The following is a 17758-nucleotide window of genomic DNA, read 5'->3' on the forward strand; positions in this document are numbered from 1 at the left end:
GACTGGTCGGGGGTTGTCGGGGAAGGCGCCTTGCAGCGCCTGCCGGCTCAGCTTATTGGCAAGCTTCGCAATCCGGCTCGTCGATGGCGCAGGCCTTCGGCACTGGAGCAGGACCGGCTGGCGCTGCCAGGACCGAATCGTCACCGTGGTTGCCGCCGCTGGAAACAGCGTTCAGCTTACCGGTGTTGATGGTCGACTTCTCGGTGCTGGTCGCAGCCAGGGCGCGGAGGTAGTAAGTGGTTTTCAGGCCACGGTACCAAGCCATGCGGTAGGTGACGTCCAGTTTTTTGCCCGAAGCGCCGGCGATGTACAGATTCAGAGATTGAGCCTGGTCGATCCACTTCTGACGACGGCTGGCGGCGTCGACGATCCACTTGGTGTCCACTTCGAACGCGGTCGCATAGAGCTCTTTGAGTTCTTGCGGGATACGCTCGATCTGCTGTACCGAACCGTCGTAGTACTTCAGGTCGTTGATCATGACCGAATCCCACAGGCCACGAGCCTTCAGATCGCGAACCAGATACGGGTTGATCACGGTGAATTCGCCCGACAGGTTCGATTTCACGTACAGGTTCTGGTAGGTCGGTTCGATCGACTGCGAAACGCCAGTGATGTTGGCGATGGTCGCGGTCGGTGCGATGGCCATGATGTTCGAGTTACGGATGCCTTTCTGTACACGGGCGCGAACCGGTGCCCAGTCCAGGCTTTCCTTCAGGTCGACATCGATGTACTTCTGGCCACGAGCCTCGATCAGGATCTGTTGCGAATCCAGCGGCAGGATGCCCTTGGACCACAGCGAACCCTGGAATGTCTCGTAGGCGCCACGCTCGTCAGCCAGGTCGCAGGAGGCCTGGATCGCGAAGTAGCTGACGGCTTCCATGGAGCTGTCGGCGAACTGCACGGCGGCATCGGAGCCGTAAGGAATGTGCTGCAGGTACAGCGCATCCTGGAAGCCCATGATGCCCAGGCCAACCGGACGGTGCTTGAAGTTGGAGTTCTTCGCTTGTGGCACCGAGTAGTAGTTGATGTCGATCACGTTGTCGAGCATGCGCACGGCAGTGTTCACGGTGCGTTGCAGCTTGGCGGTGTCGAGCTGGCCGTTCACGATGTGGTTTGGCAGGTTGATCGAACCCAGGTTGCAGACAGCGATCTCGTCCTTGTTGGTGTTCAAGGTGATTTCGGTGCACAGGTTCGAGCTGTGAACCACGCCCACGTGTTGCTGCGGGCTGCGCAGGTTGCACGGGTCCTTGAAGGTCAGCCATGGGTGGCCGGTTTCGAACAGCATGGACAGCATCTTGCGCCACAGGTCTTTGGCCTGGATGGTCTTGAACAGCTTGACCTTGCCTGGGTACTCGGTCAGGGCTTCGTAGTACTCGTAGCGCTCTTCGAAGGCCTTGCCGGTCAGGTCGTGCAGGTCCGGTACTTCGGATGGCGAGAACAGGGTCCACTTGCCGTCATCGAAGACGCGCTTCATGAACAGGTCAGGAATCCAGTTGGCAGTGTTCATGTCGTGGGTACGACGGCGATCATCACCGGTATTCTTGCGCAGCTCGATGAACTCTTCGATGTCCATGTGCCAGGTTTCCAGGTAGGCGCAGACAGCGCCCTTGCGCTTGCCACCCTGGTTCACGGCGACGGCGGTGTCGTTCACGACTTTCAGGAACGGAACCACACCCTGGGACTTGCCGTTGGTGCCCTTGATGTACGAACCCAGTGCACGAACCGGCGTCCAGTCGTTGCCCAGGCCGCCAGCGAATTTGGACAGCATGGCGTTGTCGTGGATCGCGTGATAGATGCCCGACAGGTCATCCGGCACGGTGGTCAGGTAGCAACTCGACAACTGTGGACGCAGGGTGCCGGCGTTGAACAGGGTCGGGGTCGAAGCCATGTAGTCGAAGGACGACAACAGGTTGTAGAACTCGATGGCACGGGCTTCGCGGTCTTTCTCTTCGATGGCCAGGCCCATGGCCACGCGCATGAAGAAGATCTGCGGCAGTTCGAAACGCACGCCATCCTTGTGGATGAAGTAACGGTCGTACAGGGTTTGCAGGCCCAGATAGGTGAACTGCTGGTCGCGTTCGTGGTTGATCGCCTTGCCGAGTTTTTCCAGGTCGAAGTTGGCCAGCTCAGGGTTGACCAGCTCGTACTCGACACCCTTGGCAATGTAGGCAGGCAAGGCCTTGGCGTACAGGTCGGCCATTTCGTGGTGGGTAGCGCTTTCGGCGACGCCGAGGAAGCCCAGGCCTTCGGCACGCAGGGTGTCCATCAGCAGGCGGGCGGTCACGAACGAGTAGTTCGGCTCGCGTTCTACCAGGGTCCGGGCCGTCATCACCAGGGCGGTGTTAACGTCGGTCAGGGCGACGCCGTCGTACAGGTTCTTCAGGGTCTCGCGCTGGATCAGGTCACCGTCGACCTCTTCCAGGCCTTCGCACGCTTCGGTCACGATGGTGTTCAGGCGGCCCATGTCCAGCGGCGCCAGGCTACCGTCGGTGCGGGTGATGCGGATCGAGGGGTGAGCGTTGACGGTGGCTTCGGCCGGCGTGTGTGCCGCACGCTCCTTGGCACGCGAATCACGGTAGATCACGTAGTCGCGGGCAACTTTCTGCTCGCCGGCACGCATCAGGGCCAGTTCGACCTGGTCCTGGATTTCTTCGATGTGGATGGTGCCGCCCGATGGCATGCGACGCTTGAAGGTCGCGGTGACCTGCTCGGTCAGGCGTGCCACGGTGTCATGGATGCGCGACGAGGCGGCAGCGGTGCCGCCTTCAACTGCGAGGAACGCCTTGGTGATGGCGACGGTGATTTTGTCATCGGTGTAAGCAACGACAGTGCCGTTACGCTTGATCACGCGCAACTGGCCAGGCGCGGTGGCGGACAGATCCGAATTCGAATCCACAGCCTGCGGCAAGGTGCCTTGCGGGTTCTCGCGAGTTGTGTCGGTTTGCATGGGGGTTGTCTCCACATTCTTTATGTTTGTTTGGGCACCATGACGGTGCCCACCGTTCTGTCCTGAAGCACTACAACCGACACGCGTCGGGCATAACAACTTCGGGGCAGTAGGAAAAAGGCTATTGATGCCGCGTCCTTGCCGAAGTTTTGGCAGCGAGCCTTGGCTTGCTGCCGGATTCCATTCCGGGTGGCAGTCTTGACTGCAACACCCGTACCGTCCTGGCCCTGCTGGCCTGAAAAAAACGGTGCCATCCGCGGGAGCGGTTTGGGCTTGTAAATCACGCTGGGTTCAACCGGGAACAGGCGATAAAACGCTTGAGTTACCGGTTTGAAATGTGGTTGGCCTTTCTAAGGGAAAACCCTATATGTAGGGTTTTTTTAGCGCCGTGCTACAAGATAATGCGTTTTGAGGGGGGTTGCAACGTACTGCCTGTGGATAACCCTGTGCGTAAATTGTGTGTGACAGGGTGAATCCGCGTGTAGGCCGCGAACCTGCTGGATCGAGCGAATTTTCACTGATTTTCAATGAGCGAAAACAGCCATCCGGATTTCGAAGGGCGCGAACCCTATCACAAAAAAGCGGGTTGTCCGAACGCATTTGCCGGCTTGTGTTCTGGACGAGTGGCGTTTATACAATCGGCCGGTGCGTACGCATTCTTATCCCCCCAAACATGACAAAAAGACGGGTGGATCCTTCCTTTATCAGTGTTGTTGGCAAGCAGAGGTCACCGTGGAGCAAGAAGCCTGGCAGGTATTGATTGTCGAGGACGACCAGCGTCTGGCCGAGCTGACCCGCGAATACCTGCAAGCCAATGGCCTGCGCGTGTCGATCGAGGGCAATGGAGCGCTGGCTGCGGCCCGCATTATCAAGGAGCAGCCGGACCTGGTGATCCTCGACCTGATGCTGCCCGGCGAAGACGGCCTGAGTATCTGCCGCAAGGTTCGCGACAAGTATGACGGCCCGATCCTGATGCTTACCGCGCGTACCGATGATACCGACCAGATCCTCGGCCTGGACCTCGGGGCCGACGACTACGTGTGCAAACCGGTGCGTCCGCGTTTGTTGCTCGCGCGCATCCAGGCGTTGTTGCGCCGTAGCGAGTCGCCTGAGCCGGCGGCGGAAAAACAGCGCCGCCTGCAGTTCGGTCCGCTGGTGGTGGACAGCGCGTTGCGTGAAGCCTGGCTGCATGACAACAGCATCGAATTGACCAGCGCCGAGTTTGACCTGCTGTGGCTACTGGTGGCCAATGCCGGACGCATCCTGTCACGGGAGGAGATCTTCACGGCGTTGCGCGGTATCGGTTATGACGGCCAGGACCGCTCCATCGATGTGCGCATCTCGCGGATCCGTCCGAAGATTGGCGATGACCCCGATCACCCGCGCCTGATCAAGACCATCCGCAGCAAAGGCTATCTGTTCGTGCCTGAAGCCTGCGTAGACCCGTCGCTGTGAACTCGATCTTCCTGCGCATCTACGGCGGCATGTGCGCGGCGCTGATCCTGGTGGCGGTGCTTGGGGTGCTGGCGTTGCATATGCTCAACCAGGTGCGCAGCGAGCAGTACCGCGAGCGCCTGGCCCACGGCACGTTTTCGCTGATGGCCGACAACCTGCAACCGATGAATGAAACCCAGCGCCACCGGGCGTTGCTGGTCTGGGAGCGTTTGCTGGGCATTCCGCTGGCACTGAAGACCTTCGCCCAGAGCGACCTTGACCTGACCCAGCGCACCCGCGTGCTGCGCGGTCAGGCGCTGGTGGAACAGACCGGTCCGCATGCGGCGAGGGTGTACCGGCTGGTCAGTGAAAAGGAACAGTTGATGCTCACCGGCGAGGTGCAGCAGATCAGCGAGCAACTTGCGCGAGCAACAATCTACCTGCTCACCGACGAACTGGTGCGCGTCCCGGTGGCCGAACAGGCCAAACGCCTGGCGCAGTTAAAGGAAGAGAAAGGCTTCGGTTTCGACTTGCGGCTCGTCACGGTCGAAGAGGCCGACATGGACGAAGACCAGAGTCGCCGTGTGTCGGAAGGGGACACGGTGATGGCGTTGGGCAAGGAGGGCGATTCGATCCGGGTGTTCGCCGGCATGGTCGGTACGCCCTGGGTGCTGGAAATCGGTCCGTTGTACCAGATGAATCCTTATCCGCCACAATGGCTGGTGCTGATCGCGGCGCTGGGGCTGAGCCTGATCGGTCTGATCGTCTATTTGCTGGTGCGCCAGTTGGAGCGTCGTCTACGCGGCCTGGAAGCCGCCGCCACGCGCATCGCCCAGGGCAGCCTGGAAACCCGGGTGCCGGCGCGTGGTGCGGACTCGGTCGGGCGTCTGGCGGCGGCCTTCAACGGCATGGCCGAACACTTGCAGCAATTGTTGGCGGTGCAGCGCGAACTGGTGCGCGCCGTGTCCCACGAATTGCGGACGCCGGTGGCGCGTTTGCGTTTTGGCCTGGAGATGATCGGGTCGGCCACCACGCCGCAAGCGCTGGAAAAATACTGCGAGGGCATGGACCACGACATCGAAGACCTTGATCGGCTGGTGGACGAAATGCTCACCTATGCGCGTATGGAGCAGGGCTCGCCGGCGTTGAACTTCCAACGCATCGACCTGGACGCGCTGGTCAATCAGGTGATCGAGGAGTTGGCGCCGCTGCGCGCGGATGTCACGGTCCAGCGCGGGTTGTGCCTGTCGGCGGCCGATTGCGACGACGCCTGGGTCGAGGCAGAGCCGCGTTACCTGCACCGAGCCATTCAGAACCTGGTGAGCAACGCTATGCGCCATGCCCAGTCGCGGGTGACTGTCAGTTATCAGGTCGGCCAGCAACGTTGTCGGGTCGATATCGAAGACGACGGGCCGGGGGTGCCCGAGTCGGCATGGGAGAAAATCTTCACGCCGTTCCTGCGCCTCGATGACAGCCGCACGCGTGCTTCCGGCGGGCATGGCCTGGGTTTGTCCATCGTGCGGCGGATCATCCATTGGCATGACGGCCGGGCCTTGATCAGCAAGAGCAAGAGCCTGGGCGGGGCGTGTTTCAGTTTGAGTTGGCCGAGGGATCAGGAGAAGCGCTGAGATTTGTGTTGTCTGGCCCGGCCTCATCGCGAGCAAGCCTGCCCTGTAGGAGCGAGCTTGCTCGCGATGGGGCCGGCCAAAACAACAAACCTCTTCAGGTCTTGATGCTGACCAAACTCAACAACTGCCCATCCTTCACCCCAAACTGCGCCTCCAGCTCGGTGCCATGACGCCACTCCGCGGACAGATCGGCCAACAACCGCAACCGCACCTGCCCAGCCTCGCTCCACTCCAGCACCTCGGCGTGCTCGAAATAGAAGCGCTGCTGCACAATCGGATAAAGCGCCTTGAACAGACTCTCCTTCACGGAAAACGTCAGGGTCACCAGCAGCGCCTGTTGATCGTGGCGGCCGGTCGCCATGCGCTGCAGTTCGGCGGGGGTGAGAATTTCCCCGGCCAGGCGCTGCGCCCGTTCCGCGTTGAGCAGGTTTTCCAGGTCCATGCCCAGGCCGCGCCAATCGCTTTTACGCGCCACGATCGCCGCCGCTCGGCCGGTGCTGTGGGTGATCGAGCCACTGATGTGCGACGGCCAGACGGGGGCCCGATCCTCACCCATGGCCGGAACCTCATTCAGCCCTTCCAGTTGTTGAAGCGCGGCCCGTGCGCAGATTCGCCCGGCGAGAAATTCGGCCTGGCGTTTGGCAACCGAGCGTTGGACGGTGGCCGGTGGCTCGATGGCGCTTTGCCGGAAGTCATCGGCGGTCAGTCGCGAACTGTCGAAATGGGTGCTGAGCAGTACCGTGTCGGGCAGCACGAACGGCAGCGGCCAGTCGGCATCGAGCGGGGTGCAGCAGGCGGGTAGTGCGGGGATGGGAGTCATGTCGGCATTTTGCCGGGTTGGTTGCGGGCTGGGTAGTCTCATCCGAGACCGAGGTGACCCCATCGCGGGCAAGCCCGCTCCCACAGGGATTTTCTGTACGACGCAAATCACCTGTGGGAGCGGGCTTGCCCGCGATGGATTCAACTCGGTCTATGCAATCAACCAAACAATTTCTTGAAAAACGCCTGCATATCGGCCCACGACTTGTCATCCGCCGCCTTGTTGTAGCCAATGTCCGGGCCGCCATGATCGCCATGGCCCAGGCGGTCCGCGTCCGGGTTGCTGAAGCCATGTTTGGCCCCCTCCAGGCTGACGAAGGTGTAGTCGGCGCCGGCCTTGTCCATCTCGCTTTTGAAGGCGGCCACGTTTTGCGGCGTGACCATGCTGTCCAACGCGCCATGCTCGACCAGAATCTTCGCTTTCACCTTGCCAGGCTCAGCCGGCGTATTGGTCGCCAGCGCGCCGTGGAAACTCACCACGCCCGCCAGTGGCACACCCTGGCGCGCCGCATTCAACACCACGGCGCCGCCGAAGCAGTAACCGATCGCCGCCACCTTGTCCGGGTCGGTTTGTGCCTGTTTCTTCAGCAGATCGAGCCCGGCCTGGAAGCGGGCGCTGGAGGCGTCGGCGTCCTTCAACGCGGCCTGCATGAAGGCCATGGCGTCCTTGGGATGCTCGGTGTTCTTGCCATCGCCGTACATGTCGATGGCGAGCGCGCTGTAGCCCAGGGCCGCGAGGTCACGGGCTCGGCGCTTGGTGTAATCGTTGAGCCCCCACCATTCGTGCACCACCACCACGCCCGGGCGTTGTCCCTTGATGGCGTCGTCGTAGGCGTAATAGCCGATCAGTTTTGTGCCGTCGGCAGTTTGATAGGGCATTTCCTGGGTTTTGATTGCGGCTTGGCCAAGCCCGCTCAGGGTCAGTAAAAGGACAGCGATGAGTACGCGCATGCAAAGATCTCCTGCAACAAGGGGCTCAAACAAGGGCTTAGCGTAGCCGTCAATCTGGTTCAGCGGAGGTTCAGTGTACGTTCAGGGGCAGTTCAGGGCCCGGTGGGTAACCTTGTGCCATACCCGAAAAGCACATTGCACCTGAGGAAACTCGTCAATGACTACGTTGAAGAACCTGCTTCTGGCTTTCACGGTGATGGGCGCAAGCGTAGCGGCCCATGCAAGCGACGATAACTTTTCCAGCCCGGCGTTCGATCAGAACAACAGGCTGAAAAAGGCTAACGCGCTGAACTTCAACCACCCGAACGCCGCAGGCGTGATCCAGGACAGTGTCTGGGGTGTGCGTCTGGCGCAACAAAACGGTCGAGGCCACTACTACGCCGCTTATGACAAGGTGTCGGGTACCTACAATGGCATTAAACTGCGTCAGGAATACCTGCTTGGCGTTTACGATCTGTCTGACCCGGTGGGTGGCAGCACCCACTCGGTACACCTCTGGAGATGTTGACTTGCCCGGGAGAGCCTCATGAAATTGCTGGTCGTCGAAGATGAAGCGCTCTTGCGCCATCACCTGCAAACCCGCCTGACGGACAGCGGCCACGTGGTCGAGTCGGTGCCCAACGCTGAAGAGGCGTTGTATCAGACCGAGCAGTTCAACCACGACCTTGCCGTGATCGACCTTGGGTTGCCGGGTATGGGCGGGCTCGACCTGATTCGCCAGTTGCGTTCGCGCGGCAAGACCTTCCCCATCCTGATCCTCACTGCCCGCGGCAATTGGCAGGACAAAGTCGAAGGCCTCGCCGCCGGTGCCGACGACTATGTCGTCAAGCCGTTCCAGTTCGAGGAACTCGATGCGCGCTTGAACGCGTTGCTGCGTCGCTCCAGCGGGTTCACTCAGTCGACCATCGTCGCCGGCCCGCTGTTGCTCGACCTCAACCGCAAGCAGGCCTCACTCGACGACCAGCCGCTGGCGCTGACTGCCTACGAATACCGCATCCTCGAATACCTGATGCGCCACCACCAGCAGGTGGTCGCCAAGGACCGCCTCATGGAGCAGCTCTACCCGGATGATGACGAGCGTGATCCGAACGTCATTGAAGTGCTGGTCGGCCGCCTGCGGCGCAAGCTCGAAGGTCCGGCGGGTTTCAAGCCGATCGACACCGTGCGTGGCCTCGGCTACCTGTTTAATGAGCGCTGCACTTGATCCGTTCGCTTCGTGTTCGCTTGATGCTGGCCGCCACCCTGTTGGCGGTGTTGTTCATGCTGGCGCTGTTGCCAGCGATGCAGGGCGCGTTCAGCCTGGCGTTGCAGGATTCGATCGAGCAACGCCTGGCCTCGGATGTCACCACGCTGATCTCTGCTGCCCGGGTCGAGGGCAACCGCTTGCAGATGCCGGCGCAGTTGCCCGATGAGCGCTTCAACCTGACTGACAGCGGCCTGCTCGGCTATATCTATGACCGCGACGGCCATTTGGTCTGGCGCTCCAAAGGTACCCGCGAGGAACACATCAATTACAAGCCGCGCTACGACGGGCGCGGAAACGAGTTCGCGCGAATCAAGGAAGCCGACGGCAAGGAGTTTTTCGTTTATGACGTCGAGGTCAAGCTGCTGGGCGGCAAAAGCGCGGCGTTCAGCATCGTCACCCTGCAACCGGTGCGCGAATATGAAAATACCCTCGAAGGCCTGCGGGAAAACCTCTACCTGGGCTTCGGCGCGGCACTGCTGGTGCTTCTGGCGCTGCTGTGGATAGGCCTGACCTGGGGTTTGCAGGCGTTGCGTCGGTTGAGCCAGGAACTCGACGAGATCGAAAGCGGCGCGCGCGAAAGCTTAAGCGAACAGCACCCGCGCGAGTTGTTGCGCCTGACCGGCTCGCTCAACCGACTGTTGCACAGCGAGCGCGAGCAGCGCAGCCGCTATCGCGATTCCCTCGACGACCTGGCCCACAGCCTGAAAACCCCGTTGACCGTGTTGCAAGGTGTCAGTGAAGACATGGCGCAACGGCCCGCCGATCGCGACCAGGCCTGGGTGTTGCAAACCCAGATCGAGCGCATGAGTCAGCAGATTGGCTATCAATTGCAGCGCGCGAGCCTGCGCAAAAGCGGCCTGGTGCGCCATCAGGTGCGTTTGCAGCCCGTGTTGCAGAGCCTGTGCGACACCCTGGACAAGGTCTACCGCGACAAGCGCGTGCGGGTGGCCTTCGACCTGCCGCAACCGTGCTATGTGCCGATCGAGCAGGGCGCCTTGCTGGAAATGCTCGGCAACCTGTTGGAAAACGCCTATCGCCTGTGCCTGGGCGAAGTGCGCATCAGCGTGCGCGAAAGCCTGAGCGGCATCGAGCTTTGCGTCGAGGACGACGGGCCGGGCGTGCCGCCGGACCAGCGTGCGCGGATCCTGCAACGCGGTGAACGCCTGGACCGCCAGCACCCAGGGCAGGGGATCGGGCTGGCGGTGGTGAAGGACATCATCGAAAGCTACGGCGCTCGGCTGACCCTGGGAGATTCGCCAATGGGCGGGGCGGCGTTCAGGATCCATTTTCCGGTGCTCTGAGCAACTTGTGTTTCTGATATTTTCATTTTGTATCAACAAGTTATGAATAAATAAGGCAACAGTTTTTCGTTGGTATTCAGTCCTTCGCTGGCTGGTAATAGGCGTAGCCCCTCGACGAGGAGGCAGCATTACTGGCCATTAAAGGACTCAACGATGGAAAAGAAAAAAATCTGGCTGACGTTCGACGACGGCCCTCGGCAGACCCAGACCGACACAGTGCTCGATACGCTTGCCAAGTCCGATATCAAGGCGACTTTTTTTATCGTGGGCAACCTGGTCGCCAAACATGGCGAGCGCATCCGGCGCATCCTGGGTGAAGGGCACCGGATCGGCAATCACACCTACGATCACCTTCGGCTGGTGGGCCAGGACAAGGACACCATCATCGACCAGATCAAAAGAACCGAGCAGGCCCTGGCGCCGTTCCAGGCGCCGGACCCGATCATGCGACCGCCCTATGGCGCCCACGATGCACTGGTTGATCGCACGATCGCAGACCTCGGTTATCGCCAAGTGCTATGGAGTGTCGATACCCTGGACTGGAAGAGTGACTACCGCGAAGGCGGCTGGGTGGCCCATGGGGTCGAGCAGATTCGCAAGCGCAACCATTCCATTGTGCTCATGCACGACATCCACGCGACCACGGCGAACAACCTGGGTCGGTTCATCGCAGAAATACAAGCGCTGGGCGATGTGAGCTTCGAGTCACCGGCCACATTGGCCGTCCCGCCGGTCAGCCAGCAGAACATGTATGTGGTGGTAAGAGGCGATACCCTTGCCCGGATTGCCAAGGAATTCTATGGCGATTTTGCCAAGTTTCCGTTGATCTTCGAGGCGAACAAATCGGTGTTGGAACATCCCGACAAGATTTATCCCGGCCTGGCATTGGTCATTCCGCCGTTGAAGTAGGCGGCGCTGGCGCTCGGCTTTCCTGCGCCCGATAGGCCCCCGGCGTCAGCCCCGTCCACTTCTTGAAGGCCCGATGAAACGCCGAGGGCTCGGAAAACCCCAGCTGCTCGGCGATCTGTTGCAACGACAGGTCCGCGCGTCCCAGATGATAAATCGCGATGTCGCGGCGCAGCTGATCCTTCAATTCCTGAAAGCTCGAACCCTCTTCGCGAAGGTGCCGCCGCAAGGTCTGCGGGCTGATGTGCAGGTACGCGGCCACGGCTTCCAGGTCCGGCCAGCGCGCGCTGTCACGGCTGAGGAGGCGCCGCAGCCGGCTGCTCAGGCTGTCCCCGTCATCCGGGCGCGACAACAGGTCGGCGGGGGAGCGTTCGAGGAAATGCTTGAGGGTGCGTTCGTCCTGCAACAACGGCATGTTCAGGTATCGACTGTGGAACAGCAGGCTGCTCTGGGGCGTGCCAAATTCCATTGGGCAGGGGAACAACAGGTCATATTCGGCACCGTGGGCAGGCCTGGCGTAACTGAAGGTCACTTGTTCCAGGCGAATGCGCTGGCCGATCAGCCAACTGCCGAGCCGATGCCAGACCAGCAACTGGCTTTCGGTGAGGAAATGGTCCGGGTCATGGAAGCGTGCGTCGTCGAGACTCAGGCGGATCAATTCATCTTCACGGGCCAAGGTCAGGCGCGGGCCGCCCGGGAATAAGCTATAAAATAATAAGCCACGGCGCAGTGCCCGATCGAGATTGCGGCAATGGATCACGGCATGACACATCATCGCGAAGCTGCCGGTCTTGCTCGGGACCGGCCCGAATCCCAGATATTCGTCATCGAGCGCCAGCCACAACCCTTGAATCAACCGGGTGAACTGTTCAGGCGTGATTCGCGCCCGGGGCTCCCCCAGCAATTCGGGGCTGATGCCCAGTTGGTGCAACAGTTCTGAACAGTCATGACCCAGGCGACGGGCACCGCCCAGGGCGGCGCGCGCAAAATGACTGGCGATGGTGCGTTCACGCATGGCAGGCAGATCCGGCATTTGACGACGAATGGTAGCCATGCAGGCAGCGGCCGAACAAGGCGGATATCCGCCAAATTGTAGGACGAGCCCTGGCGGATGGGCGGAAATCCGCCACTGTTTGGCTGGCGAGCCATTGCCGCGTGAACCGTAGAGCCCTGATGGCAAAAGGCTCACAGGCATTTTGGAAAAAGTGGCACGCCGCTTGCGATACAACCGACAGATGTCTGCTTTCGTGCAGCTCGAAAAAACAAATCCCTCCAGTGCAGGAGGGTTCGCAAATGAGGTGTCGTCGACAACAGGTGGATGTTGTCGCGCCGCGCTCTTGAGGAACTTTGCAATGACGACTCGTCAGCCACTGTACAAATCCCTGTATGCCCAGGTGATCGTTGCCATCGTTATCGGCATCCTGCTCGGTCACTACTATCCTCAGCTCGGTGTGGCGGTAAAGCCACTGGGTGACGGGTTCATCAAGCTGATCAAAATGGTCATCGCCCCGATCATCTTCTGCACCGTTGTCAGCGGTATCGCTGGCATGCAGAGCATGAAGTCGGTCGGCAAGACCGGCGGCTACGCGCTGCTTTACTTCGAAATCGTTTCGACCATCGCATTGCTGGTAGGCCTGGTGGTGGTGAACGTCGTTCAGCCGGGCAACGGCATGCACATCGACGTGGCCACCCTGGACGCCTCGAAAGTCGCTCAGTACGTTTCGGCCGGTGCTGACCAGAGCGTCGTCGGCTTTATCCTCAACGTGATCCCGTCGACCATCGTTGGCGCCTTCGCCACTGGCGATATCCTGCAAGTGCTGATGTTCTCGGTGATCTTCGGTTTCGCCCTGCATCGCCTGGGTGCCTACGGCAAGCCGGTTCTGGACTTCATCGATCGCTTCGCCCACGTGATGTTCAACATCATCAACATGATCATGAAGCTCGCGCCAATCGGTGCCTTCGGTGCCATGGCATTCACCATCGGTGCCTACGGTGTCGGCTCGCTGGTGCAACTGGGCCAGTTGATGGCGTGCTTCTACATCACCTGCCTGCTGTTCATCCTGATCGTGCTGGGCGGTATCGCTCGCGCTCACGGCTTCAGCATCCTGAAGCTGATCCGCTACATCCGTGAAGAACTGCTGATCGTGCTGGGTACTTCTTCTTCGGAATCGGTACTGCCACGCATGCTGATCAAGATGGAGCGCCTGGGCGCGAAGAAATCCGTCGTGGGTCTGGTGATCCCGACCGGTTACTCGTTCAACCTTGACGGTACCGCGATCTACCTGACCATGGCGGCCGTGTTCATCGCTCAAGCGACTGACACCCACATGGACATCACTCACCAGATCACCCTGCTGGTGGTGTTGCTGCTGTCCTCCAAAGGTGCTGCTGGCGTGACCGGTAGCGGTTTCATCGTATTGGCTGCCACCCTGTCCGCGGTAGGCCACCTGCCGGTTGCCGGCCTGGCGCTGATCCTCGGTATCGACCGTTTCATGTCCGAAGCCCGTGCCCTGACCAACCTGGTCGGCAACGCCGTTGCTACCGTGGTCGTGGCCAAGTGGGTCAAGGAACTGGACACCGACGTGCTGCAAGCCGAACTGGCCTCTGGTGGCCGCGGTATTGCTGACGAGCGTGAAGAAGACGACCTGGGCGTGGCCGAAGGCCCAACCCCGAGCAGCGTCAAGTAAACCCGCCGCATAGGAAAAACCCGCTTCGGCGGGTTTTTTCATGCCTGTGATTTGAGCGTAACGGTCACAGTTACTGACACTTCGGGTGATTGCCGCAACGCCAACGGCTGCCTAGGCTTGAGTTATTGCACCTGGAGGTCACTCATGCTCGGTCCATTGGCATCGCTGAAGATTCTGGATTTTTCGACACTGTTGCCGGGGCCGTTTGCCTCGCTGCTTCTGGCCGACATGGGCGCCGAGGTATTGCGCATCGAGTCGCCGACCCGCACTGATCTGCTGCGCGTGCTGCCGCCCCATGACCGGGGCGTGTCGGCGAGCCATGCCTACCTCAATCGCAACAAGCGCAGCCTTGCGCTCGACCTCAAGCAGCCCGAGGCACTGGAGATCATCAAGTCCCTGCTGCACGACTACGACATTGTCCTGGAGCAGTTTCGCCCTGGTGTGATGGAGCGACTGGGCTTGGGTTATCAAGCGCTGAAAGCAATCAACCCCAGGTTGATCTACGTGTCCATCACCGGGTACGGGCAGACGGGTCCCTACCGGGATCGCGCCGGTCATGACATCAATTACCTCGCGTTGGCAGGGCCGGCAAGCTACACCGGCCGCGCTGACGCCGGGCCACTGCCGCTGGGCATGCAGGTGGCGGACGTCGCCGGCGGCTCGTTGCACGCCGTCGCCGGACTGCTGGCGGCGGTGATCGCCCGCCAGCACAGCGGTGTCGGGCAGTACCTGGATGTGAGCATGACCGATTGTGCCTTCAGCCTGAATGCCTTGGCCGGCGCCGGGTACCTGGCCTGTGGCGAGGAGCCGGGGCGCGAGGCCCAGGTGCTCAATGGTGGCAGTTTCTATGATTACTACCGTTCACGGGACGGCCGCTGGTTGTCAGTGGGCAGCCTGGAGCCGGCTTTCATGAAGCAATTGTGCACGGCGCTGGGACTCGAAGAACTGGCAGCCCTGGGCTTGTCGCCGCAGCCTGCCCGGCAGAAGCAGCTTAAGGAGGCATTGAAGATCGAATTCGAGAAACATGACTTCGCGGAGTTGTGCGCGTTGTTCGCCGAGCTGGATGCGTGTGTCGAGCCGGTGCTGAGTCTGGGGGAGGCGGTGCAGCATCCGCAGTTGCAGGCCCGGCAAGTGGTGACCCAGGTGCCTCGGGGGGACGGTTCGAGCCAGGCGCAGATGGCTTGCCCGTTGAAGTTTTCCGATGGGTTACCTCAGCCTCGGCATATCGGCGCGGGGGTCGGGGCGCATACTGATCAGGTGCTGGGGGAGCTGGGGTTCAGTGAGCAGCGGATTGCGCAGCTGCGGGGGGCCAAGGTAATTCTGTAGTGGTTTGGCGGGCCCCATCGCGGGCAAGCCCGCTCCTACAGGGGTTTTGCGAACGCCATAGATCACTGTGGGAGCGGGCTTGCCCGCGATGGGGCCAGTCCAGCCACCACAAAAACCAGCTACTCCACCCGCATCTCCCCACTGAACACCAGCGTACTGCGACACCGCCGGCACAAATACCGCCGGCCCTGTCGCACCATGCTGTGGCGCTGGGCCGAGAAAGGGAAATCGCTGTCGGCGCACGGGCACTTGTAGATGTAGCGGGTCACGCTGCGGCGTTTGACGTCATAGGTGTGGCAGCGATTGGGCGGCAATTCGTACACCCCGCGCATGATCAACTGCCACTCTTCGCCGTGGGGCTGGATGGTGTCGCCGAACAATTGGTGCGCGATCAGGTGCGCGACCTCATGGGCCACGGTCTGCTTGAGAAAGTCTTCGGTGTTTTCCCGGTACAGCTGCGGATTGAAACGCAGCAGGTTCTCGTGCAGATGCGCGACACCGGCTTTTTGCCCGCGCAGCTTGAGGCTCACCACAGGGCGTTTGAAAGGTCGTTTGAAAAAGGATTCGGCTTGTTGGAAACAGTCTTCGACGCGGGTGTTGAGTTGCTCGGGCATGCTTGATGGATCTCCAGAGACGTCGAGTATGCCGCAACCCCGGGGCCTTGCGAATCGCCCAAGTGCCGAATGGTCGTTGTACCCCTGGTATCCGGATATTAGAAGGCCGCCTTGCGGCGGCCCGTATTGGCAGATTTTCTTGATTGGGTGACGCGTCGCTAGTTGGTATAGACCGGCCCCACGCCGAGTCCCCAGACGATGACCGTGAACGCCATGATGGCCACCAGTACGACCAGGCCGACGGCGAGCACCGAGCTTGAAAACAGGAATCCCTCATCCGATGGAATGTTCATGAAGGTCGGTAGACCCACGTACAGCAGATACACCGTGTAGCAGATGGCCGCCGTCCCGACGATCATCCCCAGCCACATGTGCGGGTACAGGGCCGCGAGGCCGCCGACGAACAGCGGGGTCGCGGTGTAGGTCGCAAACGCGACGCAGCGTGCCAGGCTCGGATTGGCGTCGTAGGTACGCGCCATCCAGTGAATGAAAGCGCCCATTACGGCCACGCCCCCGAGCATCGCCAGATACGACATCACTGTCATCCATAGCGCGCTTTCCATCGTCAACATGACCGGCGGACGGTTGCCGATAACCCAGCCGACCTGTGTGGTGCCAATAAACGCCGACACGGCGGGGATCGCCGCAAGGATCAGCGTGTGGGTCAGGTACATGTGGCTGATGCTTTCTTCCTGATCGCCACGGATGTCTTTCCATTCCTGGTCGGGGTGGGTGAAGAGCCCCACTACGTGATGGATCATGCCAGTCACTCCTCTTGTTTTTACCGTCGCCCCCCAGTGGAGCGCTTACATGGCCAATGCGGCCAGTAAAGGTCTGGATATCTATGCGACCTTATGTCGCAGTATAGGAAGGTCTTACTGGCGCAGGTGCAGAGGGGTTAGAGCAAATCGCGCTGTAAACAGGGCTGTTAATTGCCGTCGGATATTTCCAACGCACTACCCCTGTGGGAGCGGCACAGCAGACAGAGAGCGCTTCGCCCGCCCGGCGTTTATGCGTAAAATGCCGGCCTTTCGTCACACCTCACGGATTTCGCGTCATGGGCACTCTCTCGGTCAACCAGAACAAACTGCAAAAGCGCCTTCGCCGCCTGGCGGGTGAAGCCGTCACCGATTTCAACATGATCGAGGACGGCGACAAGGTCATGGTCTGTCTGTCTGGTGGCAAGGACAGCTACACCATGCTCGACGTGCTGATGCACTTGCAGAAAGTTGCGCCGATCAAGTTCGAGATCGTTGCCGTGAACATGGACCAGAAGCAGCCGGGTTTCCCCGAGCACGTGCTGCCGGCGTACCTGAAAACCCTCGGTGTCGAGTACCACATTGTCGAAAAAGACACCTACTCGGTCGTCAAGGAACTGATCCCGGAAGGCAAGACCACCTGCTCGCTGTGCTCGCGCCTGCGTCGTGGCACGCTCTATACCTTTGCCGATGAAATCGGCGCGACCAAGATGGCCCTCGGTCACCACCGCGATGACATCGTCGAAACCTTCTTTCTCAACATGTTCTTCAATGGCTCGCTCAAGGCCATGCCGCCGAAATTGCGCGCCGACGATGGGCGCAACGTGGTGATTCGCCCGTTGGCGTACTGCAACGAAAAGGACATTCAGGCCTATTCGGACTTCAAGCAGTTCCCGATCATTCCGTGCAACCTCTGCGGCTCCCAGGAAAACCTGCAGCGCCAGGTCGTCAAGGACATGCTGGTGGAGTGGGAGCGCAAGACGCCGGGCCGCACCGAGAGCATTTTCCGCAGTCTGCAGAACGTGATCCCGTCGCAACTCGCCGACCGCAACCTGTTCGATTTCACCAGCCTGAAGATCGACGAAACGGCGGCCTCGCGCTTCGTCAATGTCGTGAATCTCTGATCAAACACCTCAGGAGA

At 60.7% G+C, this 17758-nt stretch carries 14 protein-coding genes and 1 pseudogene; 9 read left to right on the forward strand and 6 right to left on the reverse strand.

Annotated features, from left to right (window positions below):
• Positions 1–52 precede the first annotated feature (52 nt).
• The gene (locus AB4N64_RS02785) at positions 53–2947 is read right to left on the reverse strand and encodes a ribonucleoside-diphosphate reductase subunit alpha (RefSeq protein WP_460121784.1); all 2895 of its coding nucleotides are present in this window, start codon (positions 2945–2947) and stop codon (positions 53–55) included.
• A 732-nt stretch (positions 2948–3679) separates the two neighbouring features.
• Here AB4N64_RS02785 and AB4N64_RS02790 point away from each other — a divergent pair.
• Entirely contained in the window at positions 3680–4402 is a 723-nt protein-coding gene (locus tag AB4N64_RS02790) for a response regulator (protein ID WP_460121786.1), read from the forward strand.
• The gene (locus tag AB4N64_RS02795; protein WP_460121788.1) at positions 4399–6009 is read left to right on the forward strand and encodes an ATP-binding protein; all 1611 of its coding nucleotides are present in this window, start codon (positions 4399–4401) and stop codon (positions 6007–6009) included. The genes AB4N64_RS02790 and AB4N64_RS02795 overlap by 4 nt, the downstream gene beginning before the upstream one ends.
• Before the next feature lie 94 nt (positions 6010–6103).
• Here the strand turns inward: AB4N64_RS02795 and AB4N64_RS02800 are convergent, their stop codons facing one another.
• Positions 6104–6829, reverse strand: coding sequence for a 4'-phosphopantetheinyl transferase family protein (locus tag AB4N64_RS02800; RefSeq protein WP_460121790.1), 726 nt, complete (start codon positions 6827–6829; stop codon positions 6104–6106).
• A gap of 158 nt (positions 6830–6987) precedes the next feature.
• A complete protein-coding gene (locus AB4N64_RS02805; RefSeq protein WP_460121792.1) occupies positions 6988–7779 on the reverse strand; it encodes a dienelactone hydrolase family protein in 792 nt (263 codons plus the stop codon).
• Between the two features lie 157 nt (positions 7780–7936).
• Between AB4N64_RS02805 and AB4N64_RS02810 the strand changes: the two are divergent.
• The 4 genes and pseudogenes from AB4N64_RS02810 to AB4N64_RS02825 form a co-directional block, all read left to right on the forward strand.
• A pseudogene (locus AB4N64_RS02810) lies at positions 7937–8260 on the forward strand (hypothetical protein); the annotation flags it as partial.
• A gap of 45 nt (positions 8261–8305) precedes the next feature.
• Positions 8306–8983 (forward strand): response regulator, encoded by a 678-nt coding sequence (locus AB4N64_RS02815; RefSeq protein ID WP_368554731.1) that lies wholly within the window; start codon positions 8306–8308, stop codon positions 8981–8983.
• Positions 8980–10326, forward strand: coding sequence for an ATP-binding protein (locus AB4N64_RS02820; protein ID WP_460121794.1), 1347 nt, complete (start codon positions 8980–8982; stop codon positions 10324–10326). Before AB4N64_RS02815 ends, AB4N64_RS02820 begins: the two co-directional genes overlap by 4 nt.
• A 153-nt stretch (positions 10327–10479) precedes the next feature.
• Positions 10480–11235, forward strand: a complete 756-nt coding sequence (locus tag AB4N64_RS02825) for a polysaccharide deacetylase family protein (protein WP_460121796.1) — start codon at positions 10480–10482, stop codon at positions 11233–11235.
• Here the strand turns inward: AB4N64_RS02825 and AB4N64_RS02830 are convergent.
• Complete coding sequence (locus AB4N64_RS02830; protein WP_460121798.1) at positions 11216–12247, reverse strand: AraC family transcriptional regulator; 1032 nt, start codon at positions 12245–12247, stop codon at positions 11216–11218. The two genes, AB4N64_RS02825 and AB4N64_RS02830, sit on opposite strands and share 20 nt — an antisense overlap.
• 337 nt (positions 12248–12584) lie before the next feature.
• Between AB4N64_RS02830 and AB4N64_RS02835 the strand changes: the two genes are divergently transcribed.
• Both AB4N64_RS02835 and AB4N64_RS02840 read left to right on the forward strand, forming a co-directional pair.
• A complete protein-coding gene (locus AB4N64_RS02835; RefSeq protein ID WP_460121799.1) occupies positions 12585–13919 on the forward strand; it encodes a dicarboxylate/amino acid:cation symporter in 1335 nt (444 codons plus the stop codon).
• 144 nt (positions 13920–14063) lie between these two features.
• Positions 14064–15245, forward strand: coding sequence for a CaiB/BaiF CoA transferase family protein (locus tag AB4N64_RS02840; RefSeq protein ID WP_460121800.1), 1182 nt, complete (start codon positions 14064–14066; stop codon positions 15243–15245).
• Between the two features lie 119 nt (positions 15246–15364).
• Here the strand turns inward: AB4N64_RS02840 and AB4N64_RS02845 are convergent, their stop codons facing one another.
• Both AB4N64_RS02845 and AB4N64_RS02850 read right to left on the reverse strand, forming a co-directional pair.
• Positions 15365–15859: a SprT family zinc-dependent metalloprotease gene (locus tag AB4N64_RS02845; RefSeq protein WP_460121802.1), complete on the reverse strand. Its 495-nt coding sequence runs from the start codon at positions 15857–15859 to the stop codon at positions 15365–15367.
• Positions 15860–16017: 158 nt separating this feature from the next.
• Positions 16018–16620 carry a Yip1 family protein gene (locus tag AB4N64_RS02850; protein WP_460121804.1) on the reverse strand — a complete coding sequence of 201 codons (603 nt, stop codon included), beginning with the start codon at positions 16618–16620 and terminating at the stop codon, positions 16018–16020.
• A gap of 296 nt (positions 16621–16916) precedes the next feature.
• On the opposite strand from AB4N64_RS02850, the gene ttcA reads away from it, so the two are divergent.
• Positions 16917–17741: a tRNA 2-thiocytidine(32) synthetase TtcA gene (ttcA, locus tag AB4N64_RS02855; protein ID WP_460121806.1), complete on the forward strand. Its 825-nt coding sequence runs from the start codon at positions 16917–16919 to the stop codon at positions 17739–17741.
• The last annotated feature ends 17 nt before the right edge of the window (positions 17742–17758 follow it).

The sequence above is a fragment of the Pseudomonas sp. S2_C03 genome (genome assembly GCF_054668405.1).